The 16340-nt window shown below is 70.8% G+C and carries 16 protein-coding genes; 7 read left to right on the forward strand and 9 right to left on the reverse strand.

Annotation, left to right across the window (positions count from 1 at the left end; genetic code table 11):
- Positions 1-14: 14 nt before the first annotated feature.
- The 4 genes from OHA25_RS50335 to OHA25_RS50350 all read right to left on the reverse strand — a co-directional run bounded on the left by OHA25_RS50335 (position 15) and on the right by OHA25_RS50350 (position 3876).
- Positions 15-830 carry an ABC transporter ATP-binding protein gene (locus OHA25_RS50335; RefSeq protein ID WP_327583948.1) on the reverse strand — a complete coding sequence of 272 codons (816 nt, stop codon included), beginning with the start codon at positions 828-830 and terminating at the stop codon, positions 15-17.
- Positions 820-1914: a FecCD family ABC transporter permease gene (locus OHA25_RS50340; protein WP_327583949.1), complete on the reverse strand. Its 1095-nt coding sequence runs from the start codon at positions 1912-1914 to the stop codon at positions 820-822. The genes OHA25_RS50335 and OHA25_RS50340 overlap by 11 nt, the downstream gene beginning before the upstream one ends.
- The gene (locus OHA25_RS50345; RefSeq protein ID WP_327583950.1) at positions 1907-2992 is read right to left on the reverse strand and encodes an ABC transporter substrate-binding protein; all 1086 of its coding nucleotides are present in this window, start codon (positions 2990-2992) and stop codon (positions 1907-1909) included. The genes OHA25_RS50340 and OHA25_RS50345 overlap by 8 nt, the downstream gene beginning before the upstream one ends.
- Positions 2993-3270: 278 nt before the next feature.
- On the reverse strand, positions 3271-3876 hold the full coding sequence (locus tag OHA25_RS50350; protein WP_327583951.1) for a hypothetical protein: 606 nt from the start codon (positions 3874-3876) through the stop codon (positions 3271-3273).
- Between the two features lie 162 nt (positions 3877-4038).
- On the opposite strand from OHA25_RS50350, the gene OHA25_RS50355 reads away from it, so the two are divergent.
- From OHA25_RS50355 to OHA25_RS50380, 6 genes are all read left to right on the forward strand, one after another.
- A complete protein-coding gene (locus OHA25_RS50355; protein ID WP_327583952.1) occupies positions 4039-4560 on the forward strand; it encodes a hypothetical protein in 522 nt (173 codons plus the stop codon).
- A 98-nt stretch (positions 4561-4658) separates the two neighbouring features.
- The gene (locus OHA25_RS50360) at positions 4659-6056 is read left to right on the forward strand and encodes a PepSY-associated TM helix domain-containing protein (RefSeq protein ID WP_327583953.1); all 1398 of its coding nucleotides are present in this window, start codon (positions 4659-4661) and stop codon (positions 6054-6056) included.
- A 1151-nt stretch (positions 6057-7207) separates the two neighbouring features.
- Positions 7208-7744, forward strand: coding sequence for a GNAT family N-acetyltransferase (locus OHA25_RS50365; RefSeq protein WP_327583954.1), 537 nt, complete (start codon positions 7208-7210; stop codon positions 7742-7744).
- 380 nt (positions 7745-8124) lie between these two features.
- A complete protein-coding gene (locus OHA25_RS50370; protein WP_327583955.1) occupies positions 8125-8718 on the forward strand; it encodes an ABC transporter permease subunit in 594 nt (197 codons plus the stop codon).
- Between the two features lie 17 nt (positions 8719-8735).
- Positions 8736-9386, forward strand: coding sequence for an ABC transporter permease (locus OHA25_RS50375; RefSeq protein WP_327583956.1), 651 nt, complete (start codon positions 8736-8738; stop codon positions 9384-9386).
- A gap of 10 nt (positions 9387-9396) precedes the next feature.
- Positions 9397-10683 (forward strand): MDR family MFS transporter, encoded by a 1287-nt coding sequence (locus OHA25_RS50380; RefSeq protein WP_327583957.1) that lies wholly within the window; start codon positions 9397-9399, stop codon positions 10681-10683.
- Between the two features lie 422 nt (positions 10684-11105).
- On the opposite strand, the gene OHA25_RS61710 is transcribed toward OHA25_RS50380, so the two are convergent.
- Positions 11106-11912 (reverse strand): hypothetical protein, encoded by an 807-nt coding sequence (locus OHA25_RS61710; protein WP_442941984.1) that lies wholly within the window; start codon positions 11910-11912, stop codon positions 11106-11108.
- 156 nt (positions 11913-12068) lie between these two features.
- Here OHA25_RS61710 and OHA25_RS50390 point away from each other — a divergent pair, with 156 nt between their 5' ends.
- Positions 12069-13034, forward strand: a complete 966-nt coding sequence (locus OHA25_RS50390; protein WP_327591160.1) for a phosphotransferase enzyme family protein — start codon at positions 12069-12071, stop codon at positions 13032-13034.
- On the opposite strand, the gene OHA25_RS50395 is transcribed toward OHA25_RS50390, so the two are convergent.
- Genes OHA25_RS50395 through OHA25_RS50410 form a run of 4 tightly spaced genes read right to left on the reverse strand, consistent with a single transcriptional unit; the run spans position 13021 to position 16338 of the window.
- A complete protein-coding gene (locus OHA25_RS50395) occupies positions 13021-13395 on the reverse strand; it encodes a universal stress protein (RefSeq protein WP_327583959.1) in 375 nt (124 codons plus the stop codon). The genes OHA25_RS50390 and OHA25_RS50395 overlap by 14 nt on opposite strands.
- A complete protein-coding gene (locus OHA25_RS50400) occupies positions 13392-14912 on the reverse strand; it encodes a tripartite tricarboxylate transporter permease (RefSeq protein ID WP_327583960.1) in 1521 nt (506 codons plus the stop codon). The genes OHA25_RS50395 and OHA25_RS50400 overlap by 4 nt, the downstream gene beginning before the upstream one ends.
- Positions 14909-15355 carry a tripartite tricarboxylate transporter TctB family protein gene (locus tag OHA25_RS50405; RefSeq protein ID WP_327583961.1) on the reverse strand — a complete coding sequence of 149 codons (447 nt, stop codon included), beginning with the start codon at positions 15353-15355 and terminating at the stop codon, positions 14909-14911. Before OHA25_RS50405 ends, OHA25_RS50400 begins: the two co-directional genes overlap by 4 nt.
- A complete protein-coding gene (locus tag OHA25_RS50410) occupies positions 15352-16338 on the reverse strand; it encodes a Bug family tripartite tricarboxylate transporter substrate binding protein (protein ID WP_327583962.1) in 987 nt (328 codons plus the stop codon). The genes OHA25_RS50405 and OHA25_RS50410 overlap by 4 nt, the downstream gene beginning before the upstream one ends.
- Positions 16339-16340: the final 2 nt, after the last annotated feature.

Below are 16340 nucleotides of genomic sequence, written 5' to 3' on the forward strand. Positions count from 1 at the left end.
ATGGATCGGTCTCGTTAGATGCGTGATGTGCGTTGTGATACGTGCGTGAGCTGGTTGCCTTCACGCGTGGGCGAGGCCACCGCGATGTGCGGGCGGCCGGTGATGGGATGCGGGCCGACATGGGCGCGTACGCCGAAGACCTCCTCGATGAACGCGGGCGTCAGCACCTCCAAGGGCGGCCCTTGCCCGGCCACGCGGCCGTCGCGCAGGACTACGACCTGGTCGGCGTACGCGGCGGCCTGGTCGAGGTCGTGCAGGGCGGCCAGCAGGGTGAGGCCGAGGGAACGGATGAGATCCAGCAGCAGGAGCTGAGATCCCACGTCCAGGTGGTTGGTGGGTTCGTCGAGCACGAGCAGCGGCGCCTCCTGAGCCAGGGCGCGGGCGAGCAGGACGCGTTGTCGTTCGCCGCCCGACAGGGTGGTCATCAGCCGGTCGGCGGCCCGGTCCATGCCGACGCGTTCGAGTGCGGTGGCGACCATCGCGCGGTCGGCCGCGTTCTCCCGGTCGAGCAGCCGTTTGTGGCTGTGGCGGCCCGCGGCGACGACCTCGCCGACGGACAGTCCGTCGGCGACCTGGTTGTGCTGAGGGAGCACGGCACGATGGCGCGCGGCCTGGCGGGGGCGCATCCGCCACAGGTCCTGGCCGTCCAGTCGGACCACCCCGCCGGACGGGCGCAGCGACCGGTAGACGGTGCGCAGCAGCGTGGACTTGCCGCTGCCGTTGGGGCCGACGAGCGCGACGAACTCGCCGGGCCCGACGGTCAGGTGGACGTCGTTCACGATGGGCCGCGCGTCGATGACGGCGCTGACGCCGGCCAGGTCAAGCCGCATCGGCGCCTCCGCTCGCCCGGCGGCGCAGCAGCCACAGGAAGAACGGCACCCCGAGTCCGGTGGTGAAGATCCCCACCGGCAGTTCGTTCGGCCGGTCGGCGATCCGGGCGGCCAGGTCCACCAGCACCAGGAACAGCGCCCCGGCCAGCAGCGACACCGGCAGCACCCGGCGGTGGTCGGCGCCGACGACGAACCTGACCATGTGCGGGACCATCAGCCCGATGAAGCCGATGCCGCCGACGACGCTGACCACTGTGGCCGTGAGCAGCGACCCGGCCACCAGCAGCCCGATCCTCAGAGCGGCCACCGGAACGCCGATGGCGATGGCGGCCTCCTCGCCGGCCAGCAGCGCGTTGAGCGCGCGGGCCTGAAGCGTCAACCAGAGCATGCAGGCGACGATCAGCAGGGCGGGCACGCCCAGGTCGGTCCAGGTGGCGCCGGCGACGCTGCCCATCAGCCAGAACATCATGCCCTGCAGTTCCGTGGGGTTGAGCTGCAGCTGGACGAACGTGGTGGCCGCAGTGCACAGGTAACCGACGGCGACCCCGGTCAGCACCAGCCAGGAGTCCAGCAGCCGCCCGGCGCGCTGGGCCAGGACATAGACCAGCAACGCCGAGAGCATGGCAGCGGCGAACGCGGCGCCGGTGACGCCGAGCGAGCCGGCCAGCATGGTGCTGCCGATGGCGGGGACCAGCACGGCTCCGAGCGAGGCCGCAGACGACACGCCAAGCACGTAGGGATCGGCGAGCGGGTTGCGTACCAGGGCCTGCAACGCGACCCCGGCCACCGACAGGGCGGCGCCGGCGAGCGCGGCCAGCAACGCCCGCGGGGTGCGGATCTCCCAGACGATCTGGCCGAACAGCGGGTCCGTCTGAGCGCCGCGGCCGGACAGATGCGCCCAGACCACAGCCCAGACCTGGCCAAGCGGGAGATTGACCGAGCCGACAGAGATGCCGACCACCAGCGCCGCGACCAGCCCCGCAGCCAAGACGGCCAGCAGCAGGCCCGTCGTCGGTCCAGAGATCAGATGCGGGCGCCTGGACGGCGCGGGTATGGCGCGCTGGGGCGTCAGGGTGTCAGTCACCGGGATGGACCACCTTGGAGATCTTCTCCACGGCCCAGGCGTTGAGCGGGCCGAGATACACGCCGTCGGACACCACCGTGTACGTCTTCGTCTTCGAGGCGGCCCAGTGAGGGTAGGCGGCGAACAGCTTGGCCGCTTCCTCGTCCCCCTTCTCGTCCGGGGTGAACAGCCCGACCACCAGCACGTCCACCTGCGCGGTAGCGAGCTGCTCCCGGTTGAGGGTGCGGGTCATGTCCGAGGTCTGGCCGGCGAAGGCGTTGACACCGCCGGCGGCCTTGATCACATCATCGTAGATGCCGCCGGTCATCACGGCGGGCAGCCCGTTGGCGTTCATCATGGCCATACCGGGATAGGCGATGAGCACCTTCTTGGCGGGCCGGCCCGCGACTCGCCCGCGTACGGCCTCCACGCGGGCACGCAGCTTGCCGATCAGGTCGAACGCGCGTTGCTGGACATCGAACACCCGCCCCAGCAGGCTGATGAACTCAAGAGAAGAGTTGATCGACTGGTTCTGGTACGCGCGCTTCTCCTCCGGCGTCGCCTCGGGCTTGCCCAGCGCGCAGTTGACCGGGTTGACCAGCGAGATGATCCCTGCCGCGGCGAGCTGCTCACGGGTGGCGAAGCCCCTCTTGGCGTCGAACCCACCCGACCAGGTGGACACCACCAGGTCGGGCTTGAGCTTGAGCACCTGCTCGGCGGGGACGTCGAAGTTCTTGTTCATCGTCAGCCCGCCGGTCGGCAGCACCTTGATCTTGGCGATCATGGACGGGTCGTCGGAGACGCCATAGCTCTGGGCGTTGGCCAGGATGCTCTTCTCCAGGCCGAGCAGGATGAAGCTCTCCACCTCTCCCACGCTGGTCCCGTTGAGGATCAGTACATGCTGTGGTGGCCGCTGAAAGGTGACCTTCATGCCGCAGTTGTCGAAGGTCAGCGGATAGGTGGTCCGGCCGGCGGACGCGGCGGCGGTGACGGTCGGCTCACTGGAGGAGCCGGCGGCGGCGCCGCAGCCGGTGGTGGTCAGGGCCGCGAGCGCGGACAGCGCGGCGGCCAGGGGGCGGCGGAAACGACAAGGTCTCATCGGAATGTGTGCTCTCTACGGGTTGGAGGTACGCGTGCCCGCACCGATGGCGACCGGTGGGGGTTGTCGTCAGAGGAACCGCAGCCAGCAACAACGATGGCGATGGTGATCAGTGCATGCCAAGGAAGACATCGCCGGATCCCGGACATGCCGCGATGACGCCCCGTCGAGGTGACGCATCGCGAACAGACCGAGCGACACGGCCAATGGCACGCTCGGCGAGCAAGCTATGACGTGAATCAAGGGCCGGCTCACACGGAAGGCACTCGATCACCCGATCACGCAGCCAGTGCGGTTCCCGCGCGCCTTCCAGGGGGCCCTCGCCGTACAAGGGCATGTCTGAGGAAAAGCCGGATGCACGCGGCCTCGTCCTCTCCCGCGCACACAGTCGCATGTTGTTCGCGGGAGGCGCACCCGGCCGCCATCAACAGCAGGACCAGTAGCGGGCGCAGCACCCAGCCGGCCAGCTGCCGCACCAGGGCGCACAGGCCCGCCTCGACCCAGCGCAGCCATACGGAGGTCAGCAGCACGGCCGTCGCGTGCATGAGCAGCATCCCCGAGCTCGTGGAGCCCGCGTGGTCCAGCTGGCTCATATCCATGCCCGGTGTGTGCACATGGTGTGCCATCGTCGGCCGGTCCGTGTTCCGAGTGAGCAGGACATGCAGGATGACCTGTGACAAGGCCGTGGCGGGCAGGATGGAGCTCAGGCTGCGTTCGCGTCCGGTCAACGCCAGTGCGGGCAGCAGGAGGAGCAGGAAGCCCTGCGAGGCCGACGCCGGATCGAAGGAGCCCCCACCAGCAAGGTGCCCGAGCACGGCCAGGGCGGCGCACGTGGCGGCGAAGCTCGCCGCGCGCACCCACCGCACCACCGAGAACGGACCCATACCGAGAAGATCCTCCCACACCACGGCCGAGGCCTGGAGATGGCTTATGAGGGAGATACGCAGCCTGCGCGTGCTCGGTTCAGCTCGCGGCTTCCGCTGGTCACTGTGCCGATCACGTGGCACCATGGCCGCGTGCATGCCGGTCAGCCCCTCTTGCGCGCGATGCGTTCCGCGGTGTTCGCGGCGGTGTGCGTGCTGGTCTCGGCTGCACTGCACGGGTTCGCCGGAGGCGAGCCTGTGCGCCCGGGCACGTTGCTCGGCGCGATGGCGCTGGCCTGGACGGGCGCGTTCCTGCTCGGAGGCCGCCAGCGTGGGATGGACGTGCTGCTCGGGGCGTGTTTCGCCACGCAGTACGGCATGCACCACATGTTCAGCGCAGGGGCCCCGGTTCCACCGCACGAACACGGCACCGGTCTGGGCATGCTGCTGGTGCACGCCATGACGGCGCTCCTGTCGGCCTGGTGGCTGGAGCGGGGTGAGTCGGCTCTGGCCGTCCTGCTGCATCTGGCCATCGCCTCCATCGGCCGCTGGTGGTGCGCCCTGCTGGTCCTGGCGGCCGGGCTGATCGAGGGAGGGCTCCACGGCCGCCGGCCGCCGCGGGACGGTCACGTGCCCTTCCCGCAGTCCCTGTTCGCGGCGGCGATCTCCCGGCGGGGCCCACCCGCGCGTTTCTCTCTCGTCTGATCTGGTCTCCCGGGGCCGCGGCCTGTCGTGCCGCCGCCTCTTCCACCGCCGTGCCTGCGGCGGAACCCGCGTCCCCCTTGTGAGCGGAGAAACGCCTCATGACCTCTACCGTCGACGCCACCGAGCACGCCCGCCCCCCATCTCCTGAGCGCCCGGCGTCCTGGACCGCGCTGCGCCCGCTGGTGCTGCGACTGCACTTCTTCGCCGGCATCCTCATCGCCCCCTTCCTGCTCATCGGCGGCGGCACCGGCCTGCTGTACGCCGCCTCCTTCCAGATCGAGCAGGTCGTCTACCAGCATGAGCTCACCGCGCCCGCCGGCCAGACCACACTCCCCCTGAGCCGGCAGGTCGAAGCGGCCCGCGCAGCGCATCCCGCGGGCGCAACCACGGCGGTACGGCCCGCCGCCGAACCCGGCCAGACCACCCGCGTGCTGATGGACCAGCCGGGACTGGCCGAGAGCACACAACTGGCGGTCTTCGTCGATCCCCACACCGGCCAGGTACGCGGCACGCTGGAGAGCTACGGCAGCTCAGGCGCGCTGCCCGTACGGGCCTGGATCTCCCACCTCCATCGCCACCTGCACCTGGGAGAGCCGGGACGGATCTACAGCGAACTGGCCGCCAGCTGGCTGTGGGTTGTCGCGCTCGGCGGCCTGGCCCTGTGGATCACCCGGCGCCGCCGCAACCGGCGCCACCTCATCGTCCCCGACCGCGCCGCCCGTGGACCGCGGCGCACGCTGTCCTGGCACGGCTCGGTCGGCCTGTGGGCGGTGCTCGGCCTGCTGCTCCTGTCCGCCACCGGCCTCACCTGGTCAAAGTACGCCGGGGAGAACGTCGACGAGCTACGCGCCGCGCTCAAGTGGGCGACGCCGTCGATCAGCACCTCGGGCGGCGACCACGCCGCGCACACAGCCGCGGGAGGACATGCCGCGCATGCGGGGACCGATGTCGGGGTGGACCGCGTCGCCCAGGCCGCCGCCAGCAAGGGTCTGTGGGGCCCCTTGGAGATCGTCTGGCCCGGTGAACCCGGCGAACCGTATCTGGTCAAGGAGATCGACAAGACCGCGCCCACCCGCCTGGACCAGGTCGCCGTCGACGCCACCACCGGCCAGGTGACCGCCGAACTGCGCTTCGCCGACTACCCACTGGCTGCCAAGCTCACCCGGTGGGGCATCGACGGGCACATGGGGCTGCTGTTCGGCCTGGCCAACCAGATCCTCCTCGCCGCGCTCGCCATCGGCCTGATCACCCTGATCGTGCTCGGCTACCGGATGTGGTGGCGTCGGCGGCCCACCCGCGGCTTCGGCAAGCCGTACCCGCGGGGCGGCCGGCGGCAGGCGCACTGGGCCCTGCTGGCGCCGCTGGGCCTGCTCGCCGTCGCCGTCGGGGTCTTCCTGCCGCTGATGGGGATCTCGCTGGCGGCGTTCCTGGTGATCGACGTCCTGCTCGGGCTCCGCGCCAGGGCAGGCTCCCGGGCGGCGCCGCGGCAGCCATGATGCAACTGCGTCCCCCGTGGAGCCGGTTCTGCGCGTGGCGCGGGCCTCCGTCTTCGCGGTGGTCTGCGTCCTCGTCTCTGCGGGCGGACATGTCTTCGCCGGCGGGGCCCGGTCACACCGGACGTGATGGTCGTCGGCGCGGCGGGGGCAGGCGCGCTCCCGACCTCTCAGCCCGCCACGGCCACATCAGCCTGGGCATGGCGTTGATCCATCTGACGGTGGCCTGGCTGTGCGGGTGGTGGTTGCATCGGGGCGAGAGTGCGTTCTGGCTCCTGCTGCGTGTGTGGGGTGCGGCGCCACTTGCCGCTCCGCGCTGGCCGCTGGCCACACCCTTTGCCGCTCCCGCCCCCGACCGGCTGCTCATCGCCCGTGACCGGCCGGTGTCGTGTTCCCCCTCTCAGCTCACTGCCGTCTTTCGCCTACGCGGTCCTCCTGCCCTTCATCACGTCGGCTGAGGGCCGCAGCCTGATCGCGATGGCGCTTGGCTGCGCGTTCCTCGTCCTCACCGCTTCGCCGGCCCTCGCTCACGACCAGCTCAAGCGCAGCTCCCCCGCCAAGAACGCCAAGGTGGCGTCGCTGGAGGAGATCGAGCTCGAATACAGCGCCCGCGTCAGATTCCCCACCGTCGTCCTGCGCAAGGCCGGGGGCGGGTCGGTCAACCTCGGAAAACCCCGCATCCCACACCGAGCCCTACCAGCTCAGAGACCGCATCGTCGCCTGCTGCTCGGACGCCTGCCGCCTCCTCCAGCCCTGCCGCGTCTGCCGCTTCCCCCGCTTCGGCACAGGAGGCGGCACAGGGTATGCCCGCGTGGCTGTGGGGGGTCGGCGTGGCCCTCGTGCTGGCGGGCCTTGGCATCTGGCTGTGGAGCAGGCGCGCCGGCACCTCCGACTCCGCATGAGCGCCGGACCCGCCGTCGATATCCCGCCTGAGAGCCGTAGGTAGCGGCTGACAGCACTCGGCCGACAGCACCGCACCGCCACCGCCGGTCGCGGTCGACCAGTGCCGACCCACCGTGCGCAGCGACGACCCGAGGCGGGAACGGGCCCAGTACGAACCCCGGCCAGCACGGCGGACAGCGGTGGTCCAGTGGGCTCCTCAACGCGTAGAGCGGCCACGATTGCCCTGCTACATTGTTGCAGATGATTTGCAGGTGCATTTAAATGGCATCAGAACGGCGAGCAGGGACGACCTCGACGAGGCGCGGGCCGTGATGCTCGACACCGTCTACCGGGACTTCGGCACGAGATACGTGCCGCGCTGGCACGGCGACATCATCGACCCGGAGCGCCTCTACCTAGCCCCGCCCCGGCACACGCTGCTGGTGGCCGTCGACGAGCGGGACGGGACGATGGCTGCCACGGCAGCACTGGACGCGCGCGGGCCCACGCACCCGCCAACTCCCCGCTGGCTGGCGGAGCGTTACCCGTCGGGCGAGACCGCGCAACTGCGGCGGGTGTACGTGCGGCCTGAGCACCGGCGGCGCGGGCTGGCCCGGCGGCTGGTCGCCGAGCTGCTGGCGTTCGCGAAGGCCGACGGCGGCTACCGGTCGGTCTACCTGCACACGTATCCGCACTCGCCGGGCGCGATGGGCCTGTGGCGGTCGCTGGGCACGGTGGTTTGCGACGAGCGCGATGAGGTGCCCGGCGGCGGGAGCGGCATCGTTCACTTCGAGATCCCGATGACGTGACACCTCAATTCAAAATGAAAACCATAATCAGGCTACTCTTCCAGATGTGCTCCATAGCCGGGACACCGGAAAGTCGAGAAAGACAAGAACGCGAACCATGGGAACCCCCCGCCGTCGGCTGATAGCCGGCCTCCTCCTCGCCCCGCTCCTGTCCGGTTGCTTCGCCTCCCCCGACGGCTCGTTGTCCGCGAACTCCTCCGGCTCAGGAGAGGGTGACCGGCTGCGCGTAGCGCTCGCCTTCCCATCCACGCAGAACTTCTCCCCGTATGGCGACGACGCCTATCTCCTGTCCCGGCTCGGCGTCTCGGAAGGCCTGACCCAGCTGGATGCCAACGGCACCGCGGCCCCGGCACTCGCCGAGTCCTGGAGCGCCGAGAACGATGCCCGCCGGGGCGGTCCTCGGGCGGATGCTGGACGACCTGCTGCCCGGCGCGTTCGCCGAGCCGTGGGCCCTGGCAGCCGCTGCCCGCGGCCTGCCGCCCACGTCGGTGGCCCGGCAGGCGCTGCGGCGCTGCGTGCCCGCGCTGCTGCCCAACCTGGGACTGTTCGCGGTCGGCCTGACCGGCGGCGCCGTCGCCGTCGAGCAGATCTTCGACATCCCCGGCCTCGGCCGGCTCACCCTGCGCGCCGCCCTCGCCCAGGACCTTCCCGTCCTCCAGACCGGCACGCTCGCCCTGGTCCTGCTCGCGACGACCGCCGGGGCCCTGGCCCGGCTCGCGACCCTGCTGCTTATCGGACCCGCGCTGCGCGACCACGCCCTGCACAGCCTGCAGCGGCCCACCCCGCCCCCGCGCCCCGGACGCTGCCCCTGCTGTACGGGGCGCTGCTGGCCGTCGTCATCTGCCTCGGCCTGCCGCGAGACCCGCTCGTCCTGGACACCGTCGCCCGTCTCCAAGCTCCTTCCTGGGCGCATCCGTTCGGTACCGATGCCCTCGGCCGCGACATCCTGGCCCGCATCGCCCACGGCGCGCTGAACACCCTCGCCATCGCCGTGGCAGTGAGCGCCGCCGCCCTCGTCACCGGCGTGCTCCTGGGTCTGCTGCCCGGGCTGTCCAGGCCGATGGCCGATACCGTCAACGCCGTACCGGCCGTCCTGGCCGGCCTCCTCGTCACCGGAATCGCGGGCAGCGGCCCGTGGACACCCGCGCTCGCCGTGGCCGCCGTCGCCTGGTCGCCACTGGCCACCCACACCTCCGCTCTCCTTCAGCAGGAGCGCGCCACCACCCACCTGACCCCAACCCGCGCGCTCGGCGCCGGACCCTGGTACCTGCTCACCCACGAACTCCTCCCACCCGTCCTGCCACCCGTGATCCGTCACGCCCTGCTCCGGCTGCCCGGCATCGCCCTGAGCCTGGCCGCCCTCGGCTTCCTCGGCCTCGGCTCCCAGCCGCCGTCACCGGAGTGGGGCCTGCTGCTCGCCGAGAACCAGCCCTACGCAGAACGCGCCCCCTGGGCCGTCCTCACCCCGGCCGCCGTCCTCGCCCTGCTCGGCGCGCTGGCGGTGACGGCGGCGGGCGGAGTACGCCGTCCACGGCTGAAGCCGCAGTCGAGGACGCGCCCAGGCCAGCCGGCCCAGCAGGAGCAAGCCGTGCCCGAGCCGCCGCAGACACCCGCACTCACACCACCCACGCACACCCCTTGAGCGGACCCCCATGACCTCCCTGATCTCCCGCACCCTCACCCGAGCCGCCCGGATCCCCAAGCCCCCACGCCAGCGAACCTGGACGGAACTCTCCCCCCTCCTGCGCCTGCTGATCCTCACCCAACTCGCCTTCAACATCGGCTTCTATGCCGTACTGCCGTTCCTGGCCGAACACCTCGGCACCGCCATCGGCATGGCCGGCTGGATGGTGGGCTTCGTCCTCGGCCTGCGCACCTTCAGCCAACAGGGGCTGTTCGTGGTCGGCGGGTGGCTCGTGGACCGCTACGGCGTACGGCCGGTCGTCCTGACCGGCTGCACTCTGCGTGTCGCCGGGTTCGCCTGGCTGGGGTACGCCGAGGCGACCTGGGCCGTGATCGGCGCGGTGCTGTCGATCGGCTTCGCCGCCGCCCTGTTCTCCCCCGCCGTCGAATCCGAGGTGGCCCGGCAGGCGGTGACCTGGGAAGAGGAAGGGCACGGCCCCCGCACCCGGCTGCTCGCCCTGTTCACCGTGGCCGGCCAGGCCGGCGCCTTCGTCGGCCCGCTGCTCGGCGGCCTGCTGCTCGCCGTGGACTTCCGCATCGCCTGCCTTGCCGGGACCGCCGTCTTCGTGCTCGTCCTCGCCGGGCACGCGTGGCTGATGCCCCAGCACATCCCCGGCCGGACGCGGACCCGGGAGCGAGGCGGGGTACGCGCGCTGCTGCGCAACCGCCGCTTCCTCGCCCTCTGCTGCGCGTACGGCGCTTATCTGCTCGCCTACAACCAGCTCTACCTCGCCCTGCCGGAGGAGGTGGAACGCGCGACCGGCTCCCAGGCGCCCCTATCCTGGCTGTTCGCCCTCTCCTCCCTGCTCGTCGTGTTCGCCCAGCTCCCCGTGACCCGCTGGGCCGGCGACCGGCTCGGTCTGCGCCGCTCCATGGCCATCGGGCTGCTGCTCGTCGCCGCCGGCTTCGCGGTCGTGGCCGCCGCGCGCCCCGCCGAGTGGACGGGTGCCGCCGGTCTGCTCCCCGCCGCGGGATACGTCGTCCTGCTCACCCTCGGCCAGATGCTGATCGTCCCCGCCGCCCGCGCCTGGGTCCCCGACCTCGCCGAGGACGGACGGCTCGGCCTCTACACCGGCGCGCTGTTCTCCGTCTCCGGCCTGATCGTCCTCATCGGCAGCTCGGCCACCGGATCCCTGCTCGACCTTGGCCTCCCGGCCGCCGTACCCTGGCTGCTCCTCGCCACCGTCCCGGCTCTGGCAGTGGCCCTGCTTCCCCGCCGCCCGGGAAAGACCAGGGGCGCAGGGGCCGCGCCCTAACGGATTCTCCGCGGCCTGTTCCATCGAACCCGCTGACCGCACTTCGGGCTGGAATGGCAGCCGCCGCCCGCATCCTCACGGGCCTGCAACGGCACGAAGGAGAGGTACTCCTCGACGGGCGGCGGCTGAGCCTGTCGCCGCGGCCCGGCTCAGTGCCCGCCGGATCGTCGTGTTCGATGAGCCCAGCTCCGGCGTCGACCGCCGCCGGCCGTATCTGCCAGGCCCTGCTCAAAACCTGATCCCTCCCTTCCCCGAACCCATCCAGCGCAGCTCTTCAGGCCGCCACGTGCGACCCGATCGGCGCGGACATCAAGCCGGATTCATGCGGTCCCGGCGAGCACTCCTGGCAGGGGTACCTCGTGCAGGTTAGGCCTCACCTCACGCCCAGGGGCTGATCCACGGAATCGGTGGCCCGCCTCAATTCAAGGCGTCACCAGACGATGGCTCAAGGAGTCCAGCGCTCCCTGCGTTCTCGATCCATCGACCCCAGCGGGGACTGCGAGAAATTGCGCCGCAATCGCGCCATCCGGGCCACAGTTCCCCTGCGCGCACTGCCATGCCAACTGATGCAGGCACCGAGCTCGCTCGTGGGTCGACTTCGGCTGAGCGTTACCGACATCCCCGGTGCTCTCTGACCGACGACCTTGCTGCACGCCTTCCTCTGCTTGCGGTCGTGCTGATCGGCCCTGCCGAATCTGGCCCATGAGCAACTCGTAGGCGCCGATAAGCGCGAGGGACGGCCAGGCGGCGATGAAACGAGCGATCAGGGTGGGATCGGCGACAGCCACATTGGCACCCAGACTGGCCAGACTGCCGATGACCAGCGGGATCCACGCCAGCACTCCCCGCGACGACCGTACCTGCCGGCAAGAAGGATCGACATCGATGAGGCCACGATCATGCCGTCCACCGCGAGCGGGATCAATGTCGCCCCTAGCGCACTCTCGCCGTGCCGCAGCGCCAGCTCGTACATGTGGCGATACGACACGACGGCCGCGATGCCGTAACCGAGCGCCGTCGATGTGGACGGCCGCACCGATCCTGGCCGCGGTGAGAATGATCTCGCAGTCGCAGATGAACCCATCTTGAGCGCGCAGATAGCTGCCGACGTCGAGGTGTTCGGCGTTGACGGCGACGCCGTTCGGGTTGTTCAGGTGTGCGCCATTAAGCGTGAGGTTGCCGCTGATCCGGCCGCTGGGCAGGCGCAACTCGCCGGTGCGCGATTGCATCGGGCTGATCGACGACTGGGATCAGCCTTCCAATACCGCCGATCTTCACCGCCTTCACGGCGCTGCCGCCGCTGAGCCATCTGATGGTGCGCTTCATCGGCATGAAAACTTTGTGCGCGGGCCAGATGACCGCCCATACTGGGCCGCGTGGATCTCATGGCGTACGTGCAGGAAGCGTTCGGCTGGGATGAGGACGTCGTGGCGTCCCTAGGGCCGCGGGGGGCGCTGGGGCAGATCTGGCGGCTGGAGGTCGGCCCGGAGCGCTACGCGCTGAAGGAGATCTTCGCCGAGCCGCCGTCGACGGCGTTGATCGACGCGGAGCTGGCGTTCGCGCGGCGTGCCGCCCAGGCCGGGGTTCGGCTGCCGGCCAGCCACGCCGACCGCGACGGGCGCTATCTGCTCACGACGCCCGATGGGACGTGGCTGCGCCTGTACGACTGGGCGGACCTGCGGCCGGTCGAGCTGACGGCGCCCGCCACGCCGACCGAGCTCGGGGCGCTGCTGGCGCGCCTGCACCGGTGCGCCCAGCCCACGGCCGCCGAGCCGGACGGCCGGCCGCCCGACCCCTGGTACGACCGGGTCCCCGCCACTGATGAGCTGGCGAAGCTGTCCGCGTCGGGCGCGGCGTGGGCGGCGCGCCTGGCCGACCTGCTGGCCATCGTGCCCGAGTTGTGCGCGGCGGTCGCGCCGGCCGATCCCGTCGGCCTGCTCGTCTGCCATCGCGATCTGCACCCGGAGAACGTCCTGGCCGACCCGGCCGGCGGGCTGGTGGTCGTTGACTGGGACAACCTGGGGCCGGCCGCGCCGGGCCGGGAGCTGGCCCGGGCGCTGTTCGACTGGTTCTGCGACAACTCGGTCGCCGACCTCCACGCCATGCGCGCCATGTACGAGGCCTACGTGCGCGCGGACGGCCCCGGGCGCATCACCGAGCCCGCGGACTTCTCGATGCTGGTCGCCTCCCGGCTCAACTTCCTGCTGGTCCAGGCACGCCACGCCCTCGACCCGGACACCGAGCCACGCCACCGCGAGTGGGCGGAACGCGAGATCGACGAGGCGCTGCGCATCCTGCCGACCCCGCGGCAGCTGGCCGACGTGCTGGAGATGGCCCTCAAGACTCCTTGACCGCCAGCACGGGGCAGGCCGAGTCCAGCAGGATGCGCTGAGCCGTGCTGCCCATGATGAGCTTGCCGACCGGGGAGCGGCGCGGCACGCCGATCACGACGAGGCTCGCCGACTCCCGCTGCGCCACATCCAGCACCGCGGCGGCCGGGTCGTTGTCCTGCACCTGCCGCACCTCGTGCCCGTCGCCCACCCGGCGTTCGAGGTCGGCCACCACCGCGGTGTCGGGGTCGACGTAGGAGCCGGGGCGGGAGACGTTCACCACCACGAGCCTGGCCTTCCTGAGCTCGGCCTCGGCCAGTGCCTGGTCGAGGACGGCCTGACCGAGCGCCGTGGGGACGTATCCGGCGATGACGACTGTCATGCTTCCACCTTCTCTCGGGAGGAGTCCTTGCGCTTGCTCAGGCGCAGGACCGGGGGCACGACGATGATCAGGACGATCACGGCGAGCAGGGTGGCGGTGATGGGTTGGGTGAGGAACCCGGTCACGTCGCCGCCGAAGATGCGCATCGACCGGCGGAACGACGACTCCAGCAGGCTGCCGAGCACGAACGCCAGCACGAGCGGCCCCGGCTCGAAGCCGGCCTTCTTCATCAGGTAGCCGAGCACGCCGAGACCGACCATGAGGAACATGTCGAAGACGCTCATCCTGACCGTGTAGACGCCGATCATGGTGACGAGGATCGTCAGCGGGGCCAGGATCGCCTGCCGCACCCGCAGGATGCGCACGAACACCCCGATCAGCGGCATGCTCATGGCCAGCAGCAGCAGGTTGCCGACGTACATGGAGTTGACCACGCCCCAGAACAGGTCGGGCTTCTCCGCCACCAGCGCCGGGCCGGGTGTGATGCCCTGGATGAGCAGGGCACCGAACATGATCGCCATGGTGGCGTTCGCCGGGATGCCCAGCGTCAGCAGCGGGATGAACGACGACGTCGCGGCGGCGTTGTTGGCGCTCTCGGGCCCGGCCACGCCCTGGATGGCGCCCTTGCCGAACCTCTCCGGCTGCTTGCCGGCCCGCTTCTCCACGGCGTAGGCGACCATGGACGCCATGGTCGCGCCGCCGCCCGGCAGGATGCCGAGCAGGAAGCCGAGGAACGAGCCGCGGGTGATCGCACCCTTGGACTCGCTGAGCTCGGCGCGGGAGGGGTAGACCGAGCCGACGGGCGCGGCCGCCTCCGGGGGCCGGCGCAGCGACTCCAGGTTGTAGAGGATCTCGCCGACGCCGAACAGGCCCATCGCGACGATGACGAAGTCGATCCCGTCGAGCAGCTGGTCGACGCCGAAGGTCAGCCGGGAGACGCCTTCCAGCGGGTCCTGCCCGACGGTGGCCAGCAGCAGCCCGACCGTGGCCATGAGGATGCTCTTGAGCGGCGACCCGGTGCCGAGCGTGGTGATCAGCAGGATGCCGAGCAGGGCCAGCGCGGTGTACTCCGACGGCCCGAAGTCCAAGGCGAAGCCCGCGACCAGCGGCGCCACGAACGTCAGGCCGATGATCGCGACGGTGCCGCCGATGAAGGAGCCGATGGCGGCGATGCCGAGCGCCGAGCCGGCCCGGCCCTGCTTCGCCAGCGCGTGCCCGTCGATGGCGGTGACCACGCTGGACGCCTCGCCGGGCAGGCGCAGCAGCACTGAGGTGATGGTGCCGCCGTATTGGGCGCCGTAGAAGATGCCGGCGAGCATGATGATGGCCGCGGTCGGCTCGATGTTGTACGTGATCGGCAGCAGCACCGCGATGGTGGCCGCGGGACCGAGCCCGGGCAGAACCCCGATCAGCATGCCGAGGGTGACCCCGAGCAGGCAGTAGAAGAGGTTCTCCGGCTGGAAGACCACGCCGAAGCCGTCGATCACCGGGGAGAGGAAGTCCATGTCCAGTCTCACAGTTGGATGATGTGGGGCAGGGACACCCCGAGCGCTGTGATGAACAGCAGGTAGAGCGCCGCCGTCGCGACGACGGAGACCACGGCGGTCACCCGCCAGCTCTCCCGGCCGAGCCCCTTGAGCCACAGCACGAGCAGCGCGATGGTCGGCACCTCGAAGCCGACGAGCTCGAACAGGAACGCGTAGGCGATCAGCGAGGCGGCCGCGATGGCGACCGTCACGACGTCCTTGGTGAAGCGTTCCTCGTCGCCGCGGGGCCGCGACTGGAGCATGAGCACCGCGGCGATGACCACCATGGCGACACTGACCACCAGCGGCCACATGCCGGGCCCGGGGGCCGACAGGCTGCCGACCCCCAGGTTCCACGACATGAGCGCGGCCACCACGCCGATGACCAGCGGCACCAGGGCGACCACCACGTTCAGCCGACGCTCGTAGCTCACTGCTGCTGGGCCTTCAGGTCGATGCCGAGGTCCTTGGCCAGCTTGTCGAAGCGCTGCAGGCTCTCGTTCAGCTGGGTGCCGACCTGGTCGCCGTTGGCGTCCCAGCGACCGATGTAGTTGGTCTTCAGGATCTCGTTGTACTCGGGCGAGGCGATGGCCTTGTCGATGGCCGCGGCCAGCTTGTCGCGAACCTCGGCGGGCAGCCCGGCCGGTCCCGCGACGAACCTGCGCTGGTCGACCACGACGTCGTAGCCGGACTCCTTGGCGGTCGGCACCTCCGGCAGGGCCTCGTGCCGCTTGTCGCCGAAGACCGCGAGCGCCCGCATCTTGCCGGCCTGGACGTGCTTGAAGCCCTCGGCGATCTGCACGGACGCGGCGTCGACCTTGCCGCCGAGCACCGCGGTCACCGTGGGCGCGCCGCCGTCGAAGGGCACCGGGGCGGCGTCCGTCTTGGCCAGGCCGAACAGCAGGGTCTGCGACAGCTGGCTGCCGGTGCCGGGGCCGGTGGTGCCGTACTTGACGCTGGAGGCCTCGACCAGGTCCTTGAGCGTCTTGTACTTCGAGTCGGCGGGCACGACCAGGACGTAGTCCTCGACCGCCAGGCCCTTGATGAAGGTCATGTCGGTGAGCTTGACCGGGTCGGCGTCGTCGAGCATGAGCGGGCCGATGGCGAAGAGCGACTGCGGCATCACCGCGATGCGGTAACCGTCCGGCTTGCTGCCGAACACGTCCTTACCGGCGATCTTGCCGTTGGCGCCCGGCTTGTTCACGACCACGGCCTTGACGCCGAGCGGCTCCTCGATGCTCTTGGCGAGGGCGCGGGTGAGCAGGTCGGTGCTGCCGCCCGGGTCCGTCGGAACGGTGAACTCGACGGGCTTGTTGGGGTAGCCGGACGCGGCGGCGCTCTTGTCACCGCTGCCGCCCTGCACGGAGCAGGCGGAGGCGGCCAGCGCGACGGCGGCCAGGAGTACTCCGATTCTCATGA

Origin of the sequence: Nonomuraea sp. NBC_00507, assembly GCF_036013525.1 — a bacterium.
In the GTDB taxonomy this organism is placed as follows: Bacteria; Actinomycetota; Actinomycetes; order Streptosporangiales; family Streptosporangiaceae; genus Nonomuraea.

Coding starts and splice junctions, on each gene's coding strand:
- OHA25_RS50335 (WP_327583948.1), bottom strand. CDS start 830: ATGCGGCTTGACCTGGCCGGCGTCAGCGCCGTCATCGACGCGCGGCCC.
- OHA25_RS50345 (WP_327583950.1), bottom strand. CDS start 2,992: ATGAGACCTTGTCGTTTCCGCCGCCCCCTGGCCGCCGCGCTGTCCGCG.
- OHA25_RS50350 (WP_327583951.1), bottom strand. CDS start 3,876: ATGGGTCCGTTCTCGGTGGTGCGGTGGGTGCGCGCGGCGAGCTTCGCC.
- OHA25_RS50355 (WP_327583952.1), top strand. CDS start 4,039: ATGCGTTCCGCGGTGTTCGCGGCGGTGTGCGTGCTGGTCTCGGCTGCA.
- OHA25_RS50360 (WP_327583953.1), top strand. CDS start 4,659: ATGACCTCTACCGTCGACGCCACCGAGCACGCCCGCCCCCCATCTCCT.
- OHA25_RS50370 (WP_327583955.1), top strand. CDS start 8,125: ATGCCCGCCGGGGCGGTCCTCGGGCGGATGCTGGACGACCTGCTGCCC.
- OHA25_RS50380 (WP_327583957.1), top strand. CDS start 9,397: ATGACCTCCCTGATCTCCCGCACCCTCACCCGAGCCGCCCGGATCCCC.
- OHA25_RS61710 (WP_442941984.1), bottom strand. CDS start 11,912: ATGCAATCGCGCACCGGCGAGTTGCGCCTGCCCAGCGGCCGGATCAGC.
- OHA25_RS50390 (WP_327591160.1), top strand. CDS start 12,069: ATGGCGTACGTGCAGGAAGCGTTCGGCTGGGATGAGGACGTCGTGGCG.
- OHA25_RS50395 (WP_327583959.1), bottom strand. CDS start 13,395: ATGACAGTCGTCATCGCCGGATACGTCCCCACGGCGCTCGGTCAGGCC.
- OHA25_RS50410 (WP_327583962.1), bottom strand. CDS start 16,338: ATGAGAATCGGAGTACTCCTGGCCGCCGTCGCGCTGGCCGCCTCCGCC.